We start from the raw sequence: 17,155 nt of genomic DNA, 5'->3' as shown, positions 1-17,155 counted from the left end.
TTTCTCCACCTTGCTGGTATCAGGTGCCTGCCATCCTGAGGTGATGACGTGCCAACACAAGCTGGGTTATATCAGCCATACCATGAATCAGCAGAGATCACAGGTGGTTTGATCCCTTGGCTCTGCGTGATTGTTCGGGATAGCCAACAAGCTGTCCAGAAATAACCGGTTTTACAGCTATTCACTGCATAATACAGGTGGCCTGTTAAGAGGTGGGTTGCTGGTGTTTGGGTAATCACTGAGAGTCTGCTGGGCAGGGACTTCCTTTTGATCAGCAGTACCAGTGCCGGGATCACAAACAGTGACAGCAGTGGGGCTGTCAGCATGCCTCCGATGACTGGTGCGGCGATACGCTGCATCACTTCCGAACCGGCACCATCGCTGAGCATGATTGGCATCAATCCGATCACAACCACCAGCACCGTCATGGCCTTGGGTCGTACTCTGAGGGCCGCACCCTCGATGATGGCCAGCTTGAGACTCTGCCGATCAAGCCCGTCGCAAAACCAGAATCGGCGGGGTGTTGAAAAGTGACCAGCTGGCCAGTGTGCCGGCAGCCCCAATGCCGATCGCTCCACCGAATACCGCCACCAACCAGAGCTGGGGATTGAACTGCCAGGGTAGATTGAAGACCCCGGTTGACAGGCTATAACCGATGCCACTGGCAAGCCCGGCGGAGATTACGCCTGCCAGTCCGCCGAGCAAAGCGAACTCCAGGGTGATGGAGAGGATCAGCTGTTGCCGGCTGAGCCCCAGGGTGCGCAGAATGGCGGTCTCCTGAACCCGCTGTTCATGACTTGCCTGGATACCGGCATAGAGTACGATCAACCCGGCAGCCAGGGTAAACAGGAATACCGATTCCACCGCCATCGCACCCCGATCCATAATCCCCCGTACCTGTTTCATCAAAGCCGTGACATCCAAGGCGGTGATACTCGGATAGTTGTGAATCAGTTTGTGTAACACCGTACGCTGCTCATCCGGCAGGTAGAAGCTGGTGATGTAGGTTGCAGGCAGGTCCTGCATCAGGCCGGGTGTGCCCACCACAAAAAAGTTGACGTTGAAGGAGTCCCACTTGACCGACCTGAGATTGGTTACCTTGCCGCTGACCTGCTGTCCGGCCACCTCAAAGGTCAGCAGTGCCCCCATGGGGATGCCAAGGGTTTTGGCAATCCCTTCCTCTACCGAGAACCAGGGCTCCCCCCAGTCGGCTTGCGACCACCAGCGACCTGCAACGATCTTGTTGTCGGTCTGCATGCTGGTGGCCTGGCTGAGATTGAAATCCCGGGTCGCCAGTCGTTGGGCTCTGGGATTAGGGTAGTCGCCAGCGGAGACCGCTTTGCCATCGATACTGATCAGACGCCCCCGCATCATCGGATAGAGCCCGACCGAGGGGATGCCACTCTGTTGAAGATGATTCCTGACTCCATCCACCTGATCCGGTTGGATGTTGATCAGAAACTGATTGGGACTGTCCGCCGGCAGGGCCTCCCGCCAGTTGCTCAACAGATCGACACGCACCAGGGCGAGTACCAGCAGTACCGTCATCCCGAGGCCGAAACCACTCAGTTGGACGCTGGTGGTAATCGGGTTACGCGAGAGACTGGCCAGGCCATAGCGCCAGGAGCCAGCCGTTCGGGTTCGCAGCGGTGTCAGCAGGGTGACCAGCAATCGGGCGATCAACAACAGCAGCAGCAAACCACCCAGTAGTCCACCGATCAGTTTGAAGGCTATTTGATCGTCGCCGATCTGCCAGATCAGCAGGGTGGCCAGGGCGGCAACCCCTGCAGAGATGAACAGCAGATAACCGATCGGCGGTGCCCCCAGATGGCGTCGGAAGACCCTTAACGGGGGAACCTCGGCGAGCCGGGTCACCATCGGCAGTGAGAAACCGAGCAGCACCAGGATACCGGTGGCGACGCCGGACAGCAGAGGCCAGGGTGAGGGGGGGGGAATCTGCTGGGTAAACCAGTGGCCCACCAGTTCCACCAGCAGGGTCTGAGCCGCCAGTCCCAACAGACTGCCGAGCAGGCTGGCGATCACTCCCAGGCCGAGCAGACGAATGACAAAAATCTGCAACACTTGGTTACGCTTGGCTCCCAGGCATCGCAGCAGGGCGCTGGTGTCCGCCTGTCGCTCAACGAAGCGTCGGCTGGAAAGAGCCACCGCAACCACGCAGAGCAGAATGGCAGTAGCGGCGGCCAGTCGCAGGAACCGGCCGCCCTGGTCCAGTGCCGCACGCAGCTCGGGACGGGCGGCGCGGATGTCCTGCACCTGAATGCCGCTGATCTGTTGTGCATCCAGCCACGCCCGGTAGTCACTGATCTGAGCTGGGGTGCCGGCAATCAGCAGATTGTGTCTGACCCGGCTGGCCGGTCCCAGCAGTCCGGTTTGCTGCACATCCTGTTGATTGATCATGACTCTGGGGGCGAGCTGAAACAGGTTGGCGGATCGGTCCGGTTCATAGGTGATGATGCGGCTCAGGGTGAACTCAAGCTGGCCCAGTTTGAAACGGTCGCCGATCTGCAGCCCCAGCAGGGGCAGCAGCCGCTCCTCGAGCCAGGCCTCCCCGGAGCCGGGCAAATCATCCGCATAGCGTGTTGTGCCGTTGACCTGATCCCTGACCTGCAGTTTGCCTCGCAGGGGGTAGTTTGCCGAGACCGATTTAACCTGAACCAGCTGGCTGTTGCCGTTGTTCAGTACCACGCTGGGAAAGGTCAGGGTTCTGGCTTGGCGCATCTGACGCTGCTCCGCCTCGTTACTGAGTGCTTCATCTAGGCGGCGATTGCTCTCGATTCTCAAGTCGGCGGCCAGCACCTCCGTTGCCTGACGGGCCATCGCCCGTTCGATGCGATCCGTGAAGAAGCCCACGGCGGTGACTGAGGCGACCGCGATCACCAGGGCGGTGGCCAGAAGACGCAGCTCGCCGGCTCGCCAATCCCGGCGCAACAGTTTCAACGCCAGCATGAAGGGATTCATCGATCACTCTCCAGGCAGCCCTCACGCAGATAGAGCCGGCGGTCACAGCGTTGAGCCAGCATCTCATCATGGGTGACCAGGATCAGTACTGTACCGCTCTGCTCCTGCAGTTCGAACAGCAGTTCTGCCACCTTCTCACCGGTGTGGGCATCCAGGTTGGCGGTTGGCTCATCGGCAAACAGCACTTTCGGACTGGGAGCAAAGGCCCGGGCCAGCGCCACCCGCTGCTGTTCGCCGCCGGAGAGCTGCGAAGGGTAGTGGGTCAAGCGCTCCGCCAGACCGGCTTTGGATAGGGCATCCCTGGCCGCCTGTTCGGCGTGGGCATGGCCGACCAGCTCCAGGGGCAGCATCACATTCTCCAGCGCGGTCATGCCGCTGAGCAGCTGAAAGGATTGGAACACAAAACCCACCTGACCGGCCCGTAATGCGGCGCGGCCATCCTCATCCAGTCCACCCAGGGTGGTGCCGAACAGGGTGACATCACCTGCGGAGGCCTCATCCAGACCCGCCAGCAGGCCCAGCAGAGTCGATTTGCCGGAGCCGGACGCACCTAGGATCGCCACCGCTTCTCCGGCAGCGACTTCCAGATCGATCTGTTGCAGAATGTCGAGTCTGCCTTGGGAGGTTTCAACGAACTTCATCAGCCCTTTGGCGGTCACAGGATGAGAGTTGGGAGATGTCTGCAACATGAAAAGATTCCTACGGAAATTGTTACTCTTTTTGTTTCTGTCTCTGCCGGTTGTCACTCTGGCACAGACCACACTGTTGGTGGTTGGCGATAGTCTCAGCGCCGGTTACGGTGTCACCACCGAGATTCGCTGGGTCAATCTGCTGTCGCAGCGATTGAACTCCCATTGTGGCCCGTTCCAGGTGATCAACGCCAGTGTCTCCGGCGATACCAGCCAGGGTGGCCTGAGCCGTCTGCCTGCCCTGTTGTCGAAGCATCAACCGACCCTGGTGATCATCGAACTGGGTGGTAACGATGGTCTGCGGGGTATCAACAGCCGGGCGATGCATGACAATCTGCTACGCATGGTCAAGCTCTCCAAGCAGGCCGGTGCGGCGGTGCTGATATTGGGGGTTCGCTTGCCTGCCAACTATGGACCGGAATTCACCAATGCCTTCCATCAAGTCTATTATGATGTCTCGGAGGCGGAATCGGTTCCCCTGGTTCCCTTTTTTCTTCAGGGGGTAGCATTGGATATGTCGCTGATGCAGAACGATGGCATACATCCCAACGACAAGGCTCAACCGATCCTCAAGGATAACGTCTGGGCTGGGCTCAGGCCGCTGTTGAAAGCGGTTGGTTTCTCCAAAGATGCCTGCTTGCAGCCATAGTTGACCGGGATGAATCGGCTTTAGACTTTTTTCCATGGCAATTATCGGTATAATCCCCCGTCTCACCTTTTATGGCGGTTGGTATCGGTCCCCCCGCAACGAGAAGCTGTGAACCCCGTCAGGCCCGGAAGGGAGCAGCGGCAGCAGTGGCATCGTGTGCCGGGGTGTGGCTGGTACCCACTGCCACCCAATTCCAAAGCGTCATAGCCATTCGGATACTATTTACCCGGTAACCAAATAGGCTATGGTTAACTGTTGTGGAAGTCTCAGATAAACCCTTCATAAGCCTGCGCTATCTGCCGCGCAGAAAATGGCTCATCGTGCTCTTGGTGGTGATTGCCTATGCGCTGTTGCTGTGGCAGGTCACCGGTTTCGTACGCCACCGGGTTCAGCAGGAGATGTCGGTTTCCGGTGAGCGCCAGCTCAATATCTATGTCAACAATCTGCAGGCTCAACTGGAGAAATATGAGTTTCTGCCTGAGTTGCTCTCTACCAATGCGCCACTGGTGGAGCTGCTGAAACGTCCCGGTGATAGACAGCGCATCAACGCACTGAATCGCTATCTGGAGACCATCAATACCATCACCAATGCTTCAGATACCTACCTGATGGATAACGAAGGTTTGACCATCGCAGCCAGTAACTGGCAGTCGGAAAAGCCATTCGTCGGACGCAATTTCAGTTATCGGCCCTATTTCAAGCAGGCGATGCAGGGGCAGCTTGGACGCTACTACGCCCTGGGCAGCACTTCAGGCAGGCGGGGGTACTATTTTGCCTACCCGGTACGCCATGAGGGGGGCATCCTGGGTACGGTGGTGATCAAAATCGATCTGACCAACCTGGAGCAGGATTGGCAGGGGCGTGACACTGAAGTGATCGTCACCGATCCGGAAGGGGTTATCTTCATTACCACCCGGCCGGGTTGGCGGTTTCGCAGTCTCTCTCCGTTATCTGCCGAGGTGCGGCTGCGTATCCAGGAGAGTCGGCGCTACTCGGGTGCAGCGGTTGAACCCTTGAATGTGGCCTATCGGGAGCAACTTTCCGAGTCGGCTCAGAGGATCGATATCCGTGGCCAGCAGCGGCGGCGGGCCGAGTCCTATATGATGCTCGCCCAGCCGATGCCGGAGGCCGGCTGGCTGGTGCATCTGCTGATTCCGATGAAAGAGGTCAATCAGGAGGAGTTGCATGCCATTGGAGCCAGCAGTTTTGCTTTTACCGTAATGCTGCTGATCGGTCTGGTGATGTCGCAACGATATCGGAGAAACCGGGAGAGGTCCCACTATGAAGCGGAAGTCAACCAGTCTCTGCGGGAGGCCAGGGACAGATTGGAGCAGCGGGTTCAGGAGCGCACCGTGGACCTGCATCAGGAGATCGAGGAACGAAGGCGTACCCAGGAAGCTCTGCAGGAGACCCGGGACGAGTTGATCCAGGCGGCCAAGCTGGCGATGCTTGGACAGATGTCAGCCAGTATCAGCCATGAGGTGAATCAGCCCTTGGCGGCGATCCGAACCTATACGGACAATGCCCGTCTGCTGCTGGAACAGGAGCGTTGTGCCGATGTCAGCTGGAACCTGGAGCAGATCTCCGAGCTGATCGAGACGATGGCCCAGATCAGCTCTCAGTTGAAACTGTTTGCACGCAAATCCGATGGCTCGAGACGGCCGGTTTCAATGCATAACGTCATTGAGTCGAGTAAACGTATCCTGCATCCCCAATTGCGCAAGAGCAGTACGGAAATACAGTACAAACTCGCCAAGGAGGAGCCTATGGTGATGGCCGATCCGGTACGTCTGGAACAGGTGTTGGTAAATCTCATTGCGAATGCGGTGAATGCCATGGAGAACCAGCAGAATCGATGGGTGTCAATCGAAATGGTGAGGCAGGGTGGGGGCCTGAAGGTCGACATTCTGGACAATGGGCCGGGTATTCCCGCAGACCACCTGGAGCGGATCTTTGATCCATTCTTCACTACGAAAGAGAGTGGCCTGGGTCTGGGACTCTCCATCTCCCATCACATCATAGAAAGCATGGGTGGTACACTATCAGCTCAGAACAGCCAAAAGGCTGGGGCTTTGTTTACCCTTCGTTTGCCATTGGCGGAGCGAGTGGTCGACAACGCCGGCGCATAGACGGGATAGGATCTGTCTTAAAAAGCGTCAATCAAGGTGCGAGGAGAGAAGATTGGTAATTTCAGTTGGGCGACAAGTCACGCAACATTTAGCTTCAGGTGATAACCAAAAGGCTGATGCTGACACTACCTCTGGTGACGTTCTGATTCGCTCATCCCGTTCTAGCGACTGGAAATCACTCCCGACAGATTTCATTGGCGCGGCGACAGGGGGTGACCATGTCGAGTAAATCGCCTGTTCTGTTCATCGATGATGAGAAGCATATCCGCATCGCCAATACCCAGACCCTGCAACTGGCAGGCATTGAGGTCAATGCCATGGAGCGTGCCGACAAAGCGCTGCCGATGCTCTCCTACGACTGGCCCGGGGTTGTGATCTGTGACATCAAGATACCTGGCATGGGTGGCATTGAGTTTCTGCTAAAGGCTCAGGAGATCGACCGGGATCTACCAGTAATCCTGATCTCCGGGCATGGGGACATCGCCATGGCGGTACAGGCGATTCGAGACGGCGCCTACGATTTTATCGAAAAGCCATTTGCCGCGGATCAGCTTGTGGAGACAGTGAAACGGGCTTTGGATAAGCGTGCTCTGACATTGGAGAACCGATCCCTGCGCCAGGAGCTGGACGCCCAGAACAATACCCCGGGACCCCGTATCATCGGACGTTCACCGGCGATGCAGCGTCTGCGTTCAACCATTGCCCAGATCGCCGATACCGACGCGGATGTGCTGTTGCTGGGTGAGACCGGAACCGGTAAAGAGCTGGTGACCCGTTCACTGCACGAACACAGTCGCCGACGGGAGTACAACTTTGTCGCGGTGAACTGTGGTGCGGTACCCGACAATCTGATCGAAAGTGAGCTGTTCGGTCATGAACCCGGTGCGTTCACCGGGGCCAAGGGGCGGCGTGTGGGGCGTTTTGAGCATGCCAATCACGGTACCCTTTTTCTCGATGAGATCGAGAGTATGCCGACCCCGGTGCAGGTCCATCTGCTGCGGGTGCTGCAGGAGCGCGCAATCGAGCGACTCGGCTCCAATGCCCTGATACCCCTCGATTTACGGGTGGTCGCAGCTACCAAAGTCGATCTTAAGGCGGCCAGTGAAAGGGCGGAATTCCGTGAGGATCTCTACTATCGATTGAACGTGGTGACCCTGGAGATACCCCCCCTGCGTGACCGGCGGGAGGACATTCCACTGCTGTTCCACCATTTTCTGCTGATGGCCGGGGCCAGGTATCGACGGGAAGTGCCACAACCCAACAGTGATCAGATCCGGGTGTTACTGACTCATCCCTGGCCGGGTAACGTGCGTGAGCTCTGCAATATTGCCGATCGCTATGTACTGCTTGGCGAGAATGTGGGGTATGACCTGAAAACCCTGATGCAGGAGGTGGACAGTGAAACGGCGATCACTCTGCCGCAGCAGGTTGACTGTTTCGAGAAGAGTCTGATCAAGCAGCAGCTTGAAATCCAGAAGGGTAATTTGAAAAACACCATGGAAGCGCTAGGGGTCCCACGTAAGACCCTCTATGACAAGATGCGCAAATATGGTCTGGACAAGAGCCACTACAAATAAGATCGGATCGCTTGCCCGATTAGATTACGGTAACTCGAAGTCGGATGTCACAGGTAGGCCACTTTGCTCCTCAGTTGTTCAACTTCTTACTTGATCGCTCCGCCAGCAATTTGCATCCGTGGTTTTTTTAACCAGCAGGACTTCTGCGGATTTAGAAAATTGTCCGACCAGATCACAATCCAACTAACCAGATAGTGATAGTGTTTATGACGCCAAGCAAGGGAACGCGGGGTTCTTATTGGTGAATGATTCGCCAGACACTCGAATGTCGTTTTGCAGTTGACCGTTCATCGGTTGTGTCAGCGACTGATATCAGAAGATAAGGGATTATCAGACCGGTGGGAATCCTCTGGTGTCGATATTGAAGAAATCATCGGATGTGCATTTTGATATATCGAATGACGTATTTACAGGACAAGGAAGGCTATGAAAAGAAGAGTATTTTTAAAGGGCCTGCTGACATCAAGCCTACTAGCAGCGCTCCCTATCCCTCGACTCAATCTGAAAGCAGCATTACCACCAGTCGGTGGAAGAGCGTGGAACTATATCGGAATTCACTATCCTACTGATCCGCTACCCGGGATTACCGGATCACCAGCCACGATACCGATCATGCCGACCTTGCCCAATGGCGCCTACTATACGGCACATGATTGGTACTCAGGTAATCAGGATGCCTATGACCCATGTGTTATCCCCAATCCACAGCCACCGGCTTCTGTTACGCAAGGGGAATATGTCGTTGATCGATTTCATCCCAATGCTTCAGATTTCGATCAAGGTGATAATGCGATTGCTGGTGTTGTCTATGGAACCACCAGTCGCCCTAGGGTAAGTCTCCCTTCCATCATGCCGGCTGCCGCCGGAACCAAGGTGTTTGTTTATGGTGATGGGACACCGCGCCCTACAGCATACAACAGCAACAGAAAGGTCGACTACAATGACTGGGCGGGCGTTGACTGGACTTTCAATGGCAGTCGCTCGAACCCATGTTGGATCATCGGTATCGACGAACCAAGGATTGAATGCAACGAGACTACAATCGAAAACTCCACCCACTTGATCGTTGACGGCATTGTATTCGACACTTCTGTTTTTTATGGCTCCTCTTTTGATCTGGATGCATGCCAATACATTACCTTTCGAAACTCTGCACAATATGGAATTAATAAAAACGGATTGTTTGATGTCAGTAATTCACAATTCGTTATGTACTATAACAATGAAGTTGCCTATACCGGTTATAGCGATGGTAGTCACAACGGGTCTGATCGTCACGGTGTAAGACCGCTCTATGGGGCTCGCTATGTCTGGTTTGTGGATTGCCATATTCACTCGGTCAGCGGTGACGCCATGCAGGTAGGCAACAGTGCTAACAGAAATCCTCAGGCGGAATCACCATACTTTGTCTACTTTGCTGGTAATCATTGTCATAATTGCGGTGAAAATGCCGTTGATAACAAGAACTCATATCATGTGGTGATCAGTGAATGCGAATTTCATGATTTCAAGCCTGAATATAATGCAGATGGTGGTACTGCAGTAATTCTGAGCAACAACGATGAAGGCCCCTGGACAGGCTATCATTGGATCATCGGATCAAAAATCTACGATTGCCAGAACGGGATCAGAGACTCATCCGATCAGGATGGCGAAGTTTGTTACGTGATTGGTAATGTGCTTTACGGTATTACCGATGGGGCACTGGTGGAGCAGGATAGCAATCGCGTCAATCATGAAACTGTTTATTGGGTGAATAATACAATTCACAATTGCGGCTATGGCTATCTCAGGGCGCGACAGCAACGCAGTTACGACTCATACATGGAGGGGAACCTGTTCCATAATCTGATTCACTCGGTCTTTGCTTCAAACGGCGGTTCAGGGTTGCGTGAAAACGATGCTGACAACCGTATGCATGTATCAAATAACTTAATGTACGGTAATGCCACAGCTACCCCAACAACCGGCTGGGCATCCTGGTCGAATAATATTGTCGGTGATTCATCCAACGAGGATCCGCGGCTTACCAATCCAGATCAACAGATTTTTACCTTGGCTGACGGTAGCCCGGCGATTGATGCCGTGCAGACAGAATCTGCTGCTTATCAGCATTTCAGTAATCTGTATGGCGTGGATATCCGCTGCGACTATTTGGGGAATCTGAGAAACAACGACAGCATGGATATTGGTGCGACAGAATCATCTGGGACAGGTGGCTTGGCGCCACCCAGTCCACCCATCTTGCTAGGTCGTCTGACTGGTTATTGATTCCGCAGGGCGAAAACGATGCGACAATTTGAATAGGTAAATGGCACCTGCTTATTGAGTCGAAATTAGCTAACGATCAATCGATGCAGAGAAAATCCGCTTAAATCCTAAACGCTATAGGCGGCTTTATATTGATTGTACTCGTCGACCACTTTCTGCATATCCTCTTCCTGATAGGCACGCAAACCGCGTAAGGCCATGTGCTTGGCTCCGTGCCCCACTTCTCGGCCATTCTCCATGATATGGAATTTAAGTTCCGCCATCGCCTTTTTACCCTGAACCTCAAGACTGGAGCCGGTGGATTCCAGAATAGGCTGTTGGATGTCGAGCGTATTGAGGCTGATCTCCATGCTCTCATACATCACCAGCGGGCGCCCCGGATTGATCATCACCTTCTGTTCTGCCATCAGCGGAACCAGCAGGTGGGGAAAAGTTCTGCCGGAAAAAGAGACGTAGCTCTGAGTCAGATTGCTGATCAGCTGGTGATCTTTGCTGAGCGGGCCCTGGCGTTGGACGGAGAGATATTTTTTACCCTCATCGTCAGTGATATCGATCTTCTCCCCGGCCGTATCGGAAAAAACCAGCTGACTGTCAGTAACCATGCCGGCAAAATGGAAACACATCTGCTGGCTCAAGCCGAAGCGATCCAGAGCCACCGCAAACAACAGGTCTCCGGGTACACAGAACATTTTTGCATCAATGTTATGCAATGGGTTGAAATCATTGGCTATTTCTTTTGCGAATCGACTTGCCTGCTGGCGGGAGAAAGCGACTTTATCGCCTTCGTTTGTAAAATAATCGGCCAAAATCATGGTCTAACAATGCCCTAAAACAAAATTGTGGGCGATCATAACACAATTGTAACAATCCACCGGTAGGCCAGTGATGGCCGAGGGTTGGATTTCTAGGTAATATGAAGTGAAACGGCATCGATTTGGATGCACGAGCACAATTATGGGAGCCACTCTTGTCAAACTCTGAAATTCAGACCGGTCAGGCAAAATTTGGTGTGGGGGATCTGGTGCATCATCGTCTCTTCAGCTACCGGGGTGTGGTGGTGGATATCGATCCTGTCTTCATGCTCTCTGACGAATGGTATGAACAGGTGGCCAAATCGAGACCTCCGAAAGATCAGCCTTGGTATCGGGTGCTGGTGCACAACTCCAGTGATGAGACCTACGTGGCGGAGCGTAATCTGACCCATGACCTGGAAATGGAACCGATTGAACATCCCCAGCTGAACGCTTTTTTTACCGCGTTCGTAGGCGGTCGCTACGTCAGCGGCGAACCCATGAACTAAAGCTTCCTGACAACCCGCTTTCAATCCCGATCAAATCCACTCGAAACTGGATATCCGTTGTGTCTCAACTGAAGAAACTTGTTGTACTGTTACTGCTGCTGGTCGCCGCCTATTTTGGTTTGTGGTCACCCGGTGAACATGGCACAACGGCACCCGTCGAGTCGAAGCGGGGCGAATCTCAGGATCGGATTGAGCAGGCTTTTCGCAATCGGGCCACCGATCTACAGCTGACCCTTGAGGGGCGGGTGAAGCGGGTGTTGTCTGACGATCGGGAGGGGAGCCGACATCAGCGTTTTATCATCAACGTCGAGTCCGGGCGTACCCTGTTGGTGGCCCACAACATCGATCTTGCGCCACGAGTGAAGAACCTCAAGGCGGGAGATCGTGTGCAGATTCATGGTGTGTATGAATGGAATGAGAAGGGGGGTGTGGTGCACTGGACCCATCACGATCCTCAGGGGCAACATGAAGGAGGCTGGATTAAACATCAGGGTCGAACTTATCAATAGTGCCATCGAAGGGGCGATAACAGGCCCGGATTAATAACAATGCAGGTTGAAACAGAACCACAAGCAGTGGAAATTCCTTTGGCGGCAGCCCGTCGGTTGATGCTGCTGTTGCTGGTGAGCAGCGGATTGCTGATCGCCGGTCTATGGCTGCCGATGCTAACCCTCACCAAGTTTCTGTTGATCGCCAACTCCTTTTCGGTGATCTCCGGAGTGGTGGAGCTGTACAAACGGGATCAGTGGTTTCTATTTGTTGCGGTCGGCTTGTTCAGTGTCCTGTTGCCCCTGTTCAAACTGGTGTTTCTGTTTCTGCTGTTACGCAGTCGACAGATTGGTTCAGCCCATTTTCAGCGCTGGCTGAAATGGATGCACGATTTTGGCCGCTGGGCGATGCTCGATGTGATGGTGGTAGCGGTGATGATTGTCACCGTGAAGCTGGGTGTGGTGGCCGAGGTGGAGATACACAGTGGTCTCTATCTGTTTGGCGCTGCTGTGCTACTGATTATGTATATCACCCATCAGGTCGTTGTCCATTTCGAGAGAGGCCAACAATGACACCCGCTGTAAAAATGGCCAAACTGGCCGGCATAACCTACCAGACCCACAGCTACCAGCATGATCCGCAGCACGATTCCTATGGGATGGAAGCCGTGGAGAAACTTGGACTGCCGGCAGAGCGGGTCTTCAAAACCCTGGTGGTCTCAATCGATGGTGGTGGGCTTGCGGTTGGTGTATTGCCGGTTTCAGCAATGCTTGATTTGAAGGCGCTGGCCAAAGTCCTGAAGGTGAAGAAGCTGGCCATGGCTGAACCCCGTGCGGTGGAGCGCAGCAGTGGTTATGTCCTGGGTGGGGTCAGTCCCCTCGGGCAGAAACGAAAACTGCCGACAGTCATCGATAGTTCAGCGGCACAATCCGCCACGATCTATGTCAGTGCGGGCAAGCGGGGGCTTGAAATTGAGTTGAGTCCTAGCGATCTGGCGAACCTGTTGGATGCAACGATGGCGGCGATCACAAAATGAATTTAGCTTACCGAACACCCCATGTAAGACGATCCAGCAGCGGGTTTGTTTCCTCGTTTCAGATCGGAGTCAGTCGTCAAGGTGGCCCACAGGAGAACGAATTTCCGGTGGCAACTGTCCAAACTGAAGATACGGTAATGGCCTATCTGAAAGTGCTCGCCCTGGCCGGGTCATTTTCCCGGGACAGAGTCACCCGACCAATGTTTGCGGAGTGATCACAGGCGCCGACAGTAGCGTAGAAGCGGACCGGCCGAACCTGATGATGATTGGTTTCTCTCGGGAATGCTCAAACAGAATAAGCGTGATGATCGGAATGGAGACGGTATGTCGGATCAATGGGAACAGCAAAAGAGTCTGGATCCAGATCGTGATTCAGCCAATCAGCTGATGGCCAATGGCTATACCGAAATTAAGGTCTATCTTCATAGAAGGGCAGAGACGCCGATCAACGGGCCATGGGATAGGGGAACGATAGCGTTGGCCATCGACTGATGAGGCGTGATGAACATGACATTCCGAGTCACCGGATTAATCACTCGATATTGTTGATCTGATCAGTTAACAAGCGTGGACAAATCGATATGAACGAACAACAAACGGATGAAATGCAACGGGTATCGGATCTGAGAGTCTCCAGTGTTCAGCCACTGATACGACCATCGGAGCTACTCAAAGCGATGCCTGTCAATGCTCAGGTATATGATCATGTGATCACAGCGAGGCAGGCAATACATCAGATCCTGACTGGGGAGGATCAGCGGCCTCTGGTAATCGTCGGTCCCTGCTCAATTCATGATCCCGATGCGGCAATGGCGTATGCACATCGATTGAAACCCGTTGCTGAAAGTCTCAGTGATCGGATGATGATCGTGATGCGGGTCTATTTCGAGAAACCCCGCACCACCATTGGCTGGAAAGGGCTGATCAACGATCCGGAGATGAACGGATCATTTGATATGGCAGAAGGTTTACGGTTGGCAAGACAGCTGTTGCTTGACATCAATCAGCTGGGATTGGCCACGGCGAGTGAAATTCTGGAGCCCTTTACGCCCCAGTATATCGGAGACCTTCTGGCCTGGGTGGCAATCGGTGCCCGTACAACCGAGAGCCAGACCCATCGGCAAATGGCCTCCGGACTCTCCACGCCGGTCGGATTCAAGAACTCCACCGACGGTAATACACGGGTGGCGATCGATGCCATGCTATCGGCGGCAAATCCTCATACCTTCCTCGGTATCAATGAGTCGGGAGAGACCTCCATCATTGCCACCACCGGCAATCAGGATACCCACCTGATTCTGCGTGGTGGTAGCCAGGGGGAGAACTACGATGAGTCCGAGGTGGTGCGTGTCGCTTCAGCGTTGCAGGATAGTGGATTGACTCCCAGATTGATGGTGGACTGTTCACATGCCAACAGCCGAAAAGATCATATGCGCCAGGTGGTGGTCTGGGGTGACTTGATCAAACAGATTGTTCAGGCCAGAGAGAAGGGGGCAGGGCAGTCGATGATTCTGGGGGCGATGCTTGAGAGTCACCTGAATGCCGGTCGTCAGGATATCCCTGAGGATCTTTCTGACTTGCAGTACGGAGTATCTGTGACTGATGCTTGTATCGATTGGCTGACGACTGAACAGTTGTTACGGGAAGCTTATGAACAGCTTTAGGGTCTGCTAACAGTGGTCATCTCCACCATAGACAGAACGCTTTAATCCTAAGGTTCCATTCGTGGATCCAGACAAAGCAAGGAGAAGATTGCGTTTTTCAGCGGAATGATTGATTGTTATCCAGGGAAAGCTGATATGTCAGGGCAATTTAAAAGTGCAGTCGTAAAACTGTTGCGATAGAACGACAACAGTAATCTGAATAACTTTCAGCGCAATCAGTACAACCGGTTGCTGATCGAAACCGATGGCCAGAATCAGGTGGTCGACTTCGCTGGTGCTGAAGCCACAGGCAGCAACGGCCACCGGGAGTGCGGCTATTCACATATCAACTGGCCGAACCAGTACACACTTCAACCACACCGAATAGTCTGGTAGATATCCGCCTATCCGCGCCGATCACCTCGCATGTTCGGCTGGTATCACTGAGTGGCCCCCTTAACCAGCTTTGGCAAGACTCGACAATTGATTTTTCAACACTTTTTTAAAGGTCGTTTGGGAACCTACTTCATTTAAGCGGCTGGTTATTTTGCCGCTACACTCTATGGACCAGTTAAAAAAACAATCCATCAGTTTCTGCTGCCCATGTAGCGCGATAAAGAGGCATCAGAACCCATGGGACCACCGTTAACAGATCCAAGCAGAGAGAGGCAACTTGCAGAACCAACAGAATGAATCCGGAAGAAGTTTTTTATGTGGTGGTAAAGCACATAAGGCCTTGTTCGGATAAGGGTTTTGCAGTCAACAATCGTATTGGGAAAGGAGCCGAGATGTCTTCAAACGATCCATTCAACCAAAGCATGCAGAATGATATTGCCAAGATAGAGGGCAAGCGCAAAATCCTTCAGCAGATTGTTGAAATCACGAATGCTTTAGAGAGTATGCAGGAGAGTCTGAATGCGGTATTGGTATTGGGCGTTGCTTCCAAGGATCTCCCCGACGATGCCCTGAATCTCTATAGCTCCTTGAGTGACAGTCTGCGCAACCTGCCGATCAAACAGGTCCAGCTCTACTACAGTAACCTGGAGACCCTGATCAAGCGCCAGCTGGAAAAGATAATGCAATATTCCGGGCTGGACTACTCCAAGGATGAGAACATCGAATTCATCTCCCTCTCCAGTGACGAAGAGGAAGCCACGGCAAGCCCGCTCGAACTGCTGGATGAGTTTAAGCGTACGGCTCAGACAGCCGTATCGATGCGGGTACTCCTGCGCAAACGGGGCGTATCCACCCCCGGCGCAACGATTCCGGTCTCTCCCGAGGTGATTAAGAGGCAGTTGGTCGATCTGGATAACCAGGAGAAACAGCAGAGGAATCAGGCTGAAGAGAAGATCGATGAGATGCAAGCGGATGTCCAGGGTATGCTGGACAATCCCGACTACCCGGACGGTATGAAGGAGATTCTCAAAGGGGTCGTATCGAATCTGGAAAAGGATAAAAAGCTACTGAATGCCGGTGCCTCCCTCTGTAAGCTCAGTTTTGTCGCAGAGGCTGAAGAGATCGTGGATGTACAGGATGTCGAGGTCGAAGAGACCATCGAGATAACCGGGGTAGCGGAGCCGGCTGATGAAACCGGTTTTTCAGAACGGGCCAGTCGCTGGCTTAACAGTCCCTGGGATGTATCCTGGAAAGACACGGTTGATCAGTAGCTGTGGATTCAGGCAGATAAACACTTTGTGTTCATATCCTGATTTTCAGCTCAGCAGCAACACCTCAAGTCGTCACATGTGGGATTTATAACCGCTGATTTACTAAGGTTTTTGTTTGGATGAATGGGTGGAAATCCCCCTGTCATATCCCGCGAAATTGGTGGTAATCCGCCGATTTTTGCGCTTCTGACATCCTCTCAAACTGACTCAGTCCCACTGGCAAGCGGTTTTCATTGAACAGGGCCGGTTTTGGCCCCTTTTTTGCTGCCTGAGATCCAATCCGCAATTTTTGGATTCACTAAAGAACCCTTTGGACGTTGCATGTCCTGGAGCGATTGGGTCGCCGCTGTGAAGCGGTGCTCTTAGGGTCAATTGGATTAGTGTTAACAGGCCCTAACCTATCTGCCGGGAAAAAGATCGAAAATTGTTGGAAACGAAGGAATGAAAAAGTCCTTGAGAAGATGAAGGAGCGTCTGCAGACTTTCTGTCATGATGAGATGCATCTCAGCGAAGAGATAAGTTCCATAGTTAAACCTATATTGGTCATCACCGGTCATCCGGCCGACCGCATTCCTCAGTAGGCTGAAAACATGATGCGGACACCATTTTGATTGGTAGCTGCAGTAAAGGATTTATTCGAACTGGTTTGTTAGGATCCATAGTTCGTCATGTCACCCAAGTCAGCCACCTCCCGGTAATGGTGGCGCCAAACTGTAACCGATAAAA

Annotated in this window: 15 protein-coding genes, 1 other RNA gene and 1 pseudogene; 13 read left to right on the top strand and 4 right to left on the bottom strand. The window is 53.5% G+C overall.

The features are described from left to right. Positions 1–71: 71 nt before the first annotated feature. From AC4IE8_RS19700 to AC4IE8_RS19690, 3 genes are read right to left on the bottom strand one after another with little or no spacing between them, the layout of a single operon-like run. A complete protein-coding gene (locus tag AC4IE8_RS19700) occupies positions 72–563 on the bottom strand; it encodes an efflux RND transporter permease subunit (protein WP_490791806.1) in 492 nt (163 codons plus the stop codon). After that, the gene (locus tag AC4IE8_RS19695) at positions 490–2,979 is read right to left on the bottom strand and encodes an ABC transporter permease (RefSeq protein ID WP_490791805.1); all 2,490 of its coding nucleotides are present in this window, start codon (positions 2,977–2,979) and stop codon (positions 490–492) included. Before AC4IE8_RS19695 ends, AC4IE8_RS19700 begins: the two co-directional genes overlap by 74 nt. Further along, complete coding sequence (locus tag AC4IE8_RS19690; protein ID WP_068988469.1) at positions 2,976–3,668, bottom strand: ABC transporter ATP-binding protein; 693 nt, start codon at positions 3,666–3,668, stop codon at positions 2,976–2,978. Before AC4IE8_RS19690 ends, AC4IE8_RS19695 begins: the two co-directional genes overlap by 4 nt. On the opposite strand from AC4IE8_RS19690, the gene AC4IE8_RS19685 reads away from it, so the two are divergent. The 5 genes from AC4IE8_RS19685 to AC4IE8_RS19665 all read left to right on the top strand — a co-directional run bounded on the left by AC4IE8_RS19685 (position 3,667) and on the right by AC4IE8_RS19665 (position 10,294). After that, positions 3,667–4,317, top strand: coding sequence for an arylesterase (locus AC4IE8_RS19685; protein ID WP_068988471.1), 651 nt, complete (start codon positions 3,667–3,669; stop codon positions 4,315–4,317). The two genes, AC4IE8_RS19690 and AC4IE8_RS19685, sit on opposite strands and share 2 nt — an antisense overlap. 82 nt (positions 4,318–4,399) lie before the next feature. Next, positions 4,400–4,496: signal recognition particle sRNA small type (ffs, locus tag AC4IE8_RS19680), an RNA gene on the top strand. 78 nt (positions 4,497–4,574) lie between these two features. After that, positions 4,575–6,446 (top strand): sensor histidine kinase, encoded by a 1,872-nt coding sequence (locus AC4IE8_RS19675; RefSeq protein WP_083225950.1) that lies wholly within the window; start codon positions 4,575–4,577, stop codon positions 6,444–6,446. A 218-nt stretch (positions 6,447–6,664) separates the two neighbouring features. Next, positions 6,665–8,023: a sigma-54-dependent transcriptional regulator gene (locus AC4IE8_RS19670; protein ID WP_490791804.1), complete on the top strand. Its 1,359-nt coding sequence runs from the start codon at positions 6,665–6,667 to the stop codon at positions 8,021–8,023. Between the two features lie 612 nt (positions 8,024–8,635). After that, positions 8,636–10,294: a right-handed parallel beta-helix repeat-containing protein gene (locus AC4IE8_RS19665; protein ID WP_490791803.1), complete on the top strand. Its 1,659-nt coding sequence runs from the start codon at positions 8,636–8,638 to the stop codon at positions 10,292–10,294. Between the two features lie 107 nt (positions 10,295–10,401). Here the strand turns inward: AC4IE8_RS19665 and AC4IE8_RS19660 are convergent, their stop codons facing one another. Then, positions 10,402–11,106 carry a DUF3581 family protein gene (locus tag AC4IE8_RS19660; RefSeq protein WP_068995652.1) on the bottom strand — a complete coding sequence of 235 codons (705 nt, stop codon included), beginning with the start codon at positions 11,104–11,106 and terminating at the stop codon, positions 10,402–10,404. A 155-nt stretch (positions 11,107–11,261) separates the two neighbouring features. Here AC4IE8_RS19660 and hspQ point away from each other — a divergent pair, with 155 nt between their 5' ends. From hspQ to AC4IE8_RS19620, 8 genes and pseudogenes are all read left to right on the top strand, one after another. Then, complete coding sequence (gene hspQ / locus AC4IE8_RS19655) at positions 11,262–11,594, top strand: heat shock protein HspQ (protein ID WP_490791802.1); 333 nt, start codon at positions 11,262–11,264, stop codon at positions 11,592–11,594. A 59-nt stretch (positions 11,595–11,653) separates the two neighbouring features. Next, the gene (locus AC4IE8_RS19650; RefSeq protein ID WP_490791801.1) at positions 11,654–12,103 is read left to right on the top strand and encodes a DUF3465 domain-containing protein; all 450 of its coding nucleotides are present in this window, start codon (positions 11,654–11,656) and stop codon (positions 12,101–12,103) included. A gap of 39 nt (positions 12,104–12,142) precedes the next feature. Then, on the top strand, positions 12,143–12,655 hold the full coding sequence (locus AC4IE8_RS19645; protein ID WP_490791800.1) for a paraquat-inducible protein A: 513 nt from the start codon (positions 12,143–12,145) through the stop codon (positions 12,653–12,655). Further along, a complete protein-coding gene (gene ybaK, locus AC4IE8_RS19640; RefSeq protein WP_490791799.1) occupies positions 12,652–13,119 on the top strand; it encodes a Cys-tRNA(Pro) deacylase in 468 nt (155 codons plus the stop codon). The genes AC4IE8_RS19645 and ybaK overlap by 4 nt, the downstream gene beginning before the upstream one ends. A gap of 282 nt (positions 13,120–13,401) precedes the next feature. After that, a complete protein-coding gene (locus AC4IE8_RS19635; protein WP_068995656.1) occupies positions 13,402–13,611 on the top strand; it encodes a hypothetical protein in 210 nt (69 codons plus the stop codon). 89 nt (positions 13,612–13,700) lie between these two features. Continuing rightward, positions 13,701–14,783 carry a 3-deoxy-7-phosphoheptulonate synthase gene (locus tag AC4IE8_RS19630; RefSeq protein ID WP_490791798.1) on the top strand — a complete coding sequence of 361 codons (1,083 nt, stop codon included), beginning with the start codon at positions 13,701–13,703 and terminating at the stop codon, positions 14,781–14,783. A gap of 767 nt (positions 14,784–15,550) precedes the next feature. Next, positions 15,551–16,429, top strand: coding sequence for a hypothetical protein (locus AC4IE8_RS19625; protein ID WP_490791797.1), 879 nt, complete (start codon positions 15,551–15,553; stop codon positions 16,427–16,429). Positions 16,430–17,030: 601 nt separating this feature from the next. Next, a pseudogene (locus AC4IE8_RS19620) lies at positions 17,031–17,153 on the top strand (universal stress protein); the annotation flags it as partial. Positions 17,154–17,155 lie beyond the last annotated feature (2 nt).

This window comes from Candidatus Thiodiazotropha sp. AKAK2, assembly GCF_058244685.1.
The sequence above is the reverse complement of the archived record's forward strand: the minus strand, read 5'-3'. Positions and strand labels throughout refer to the sequence as shown.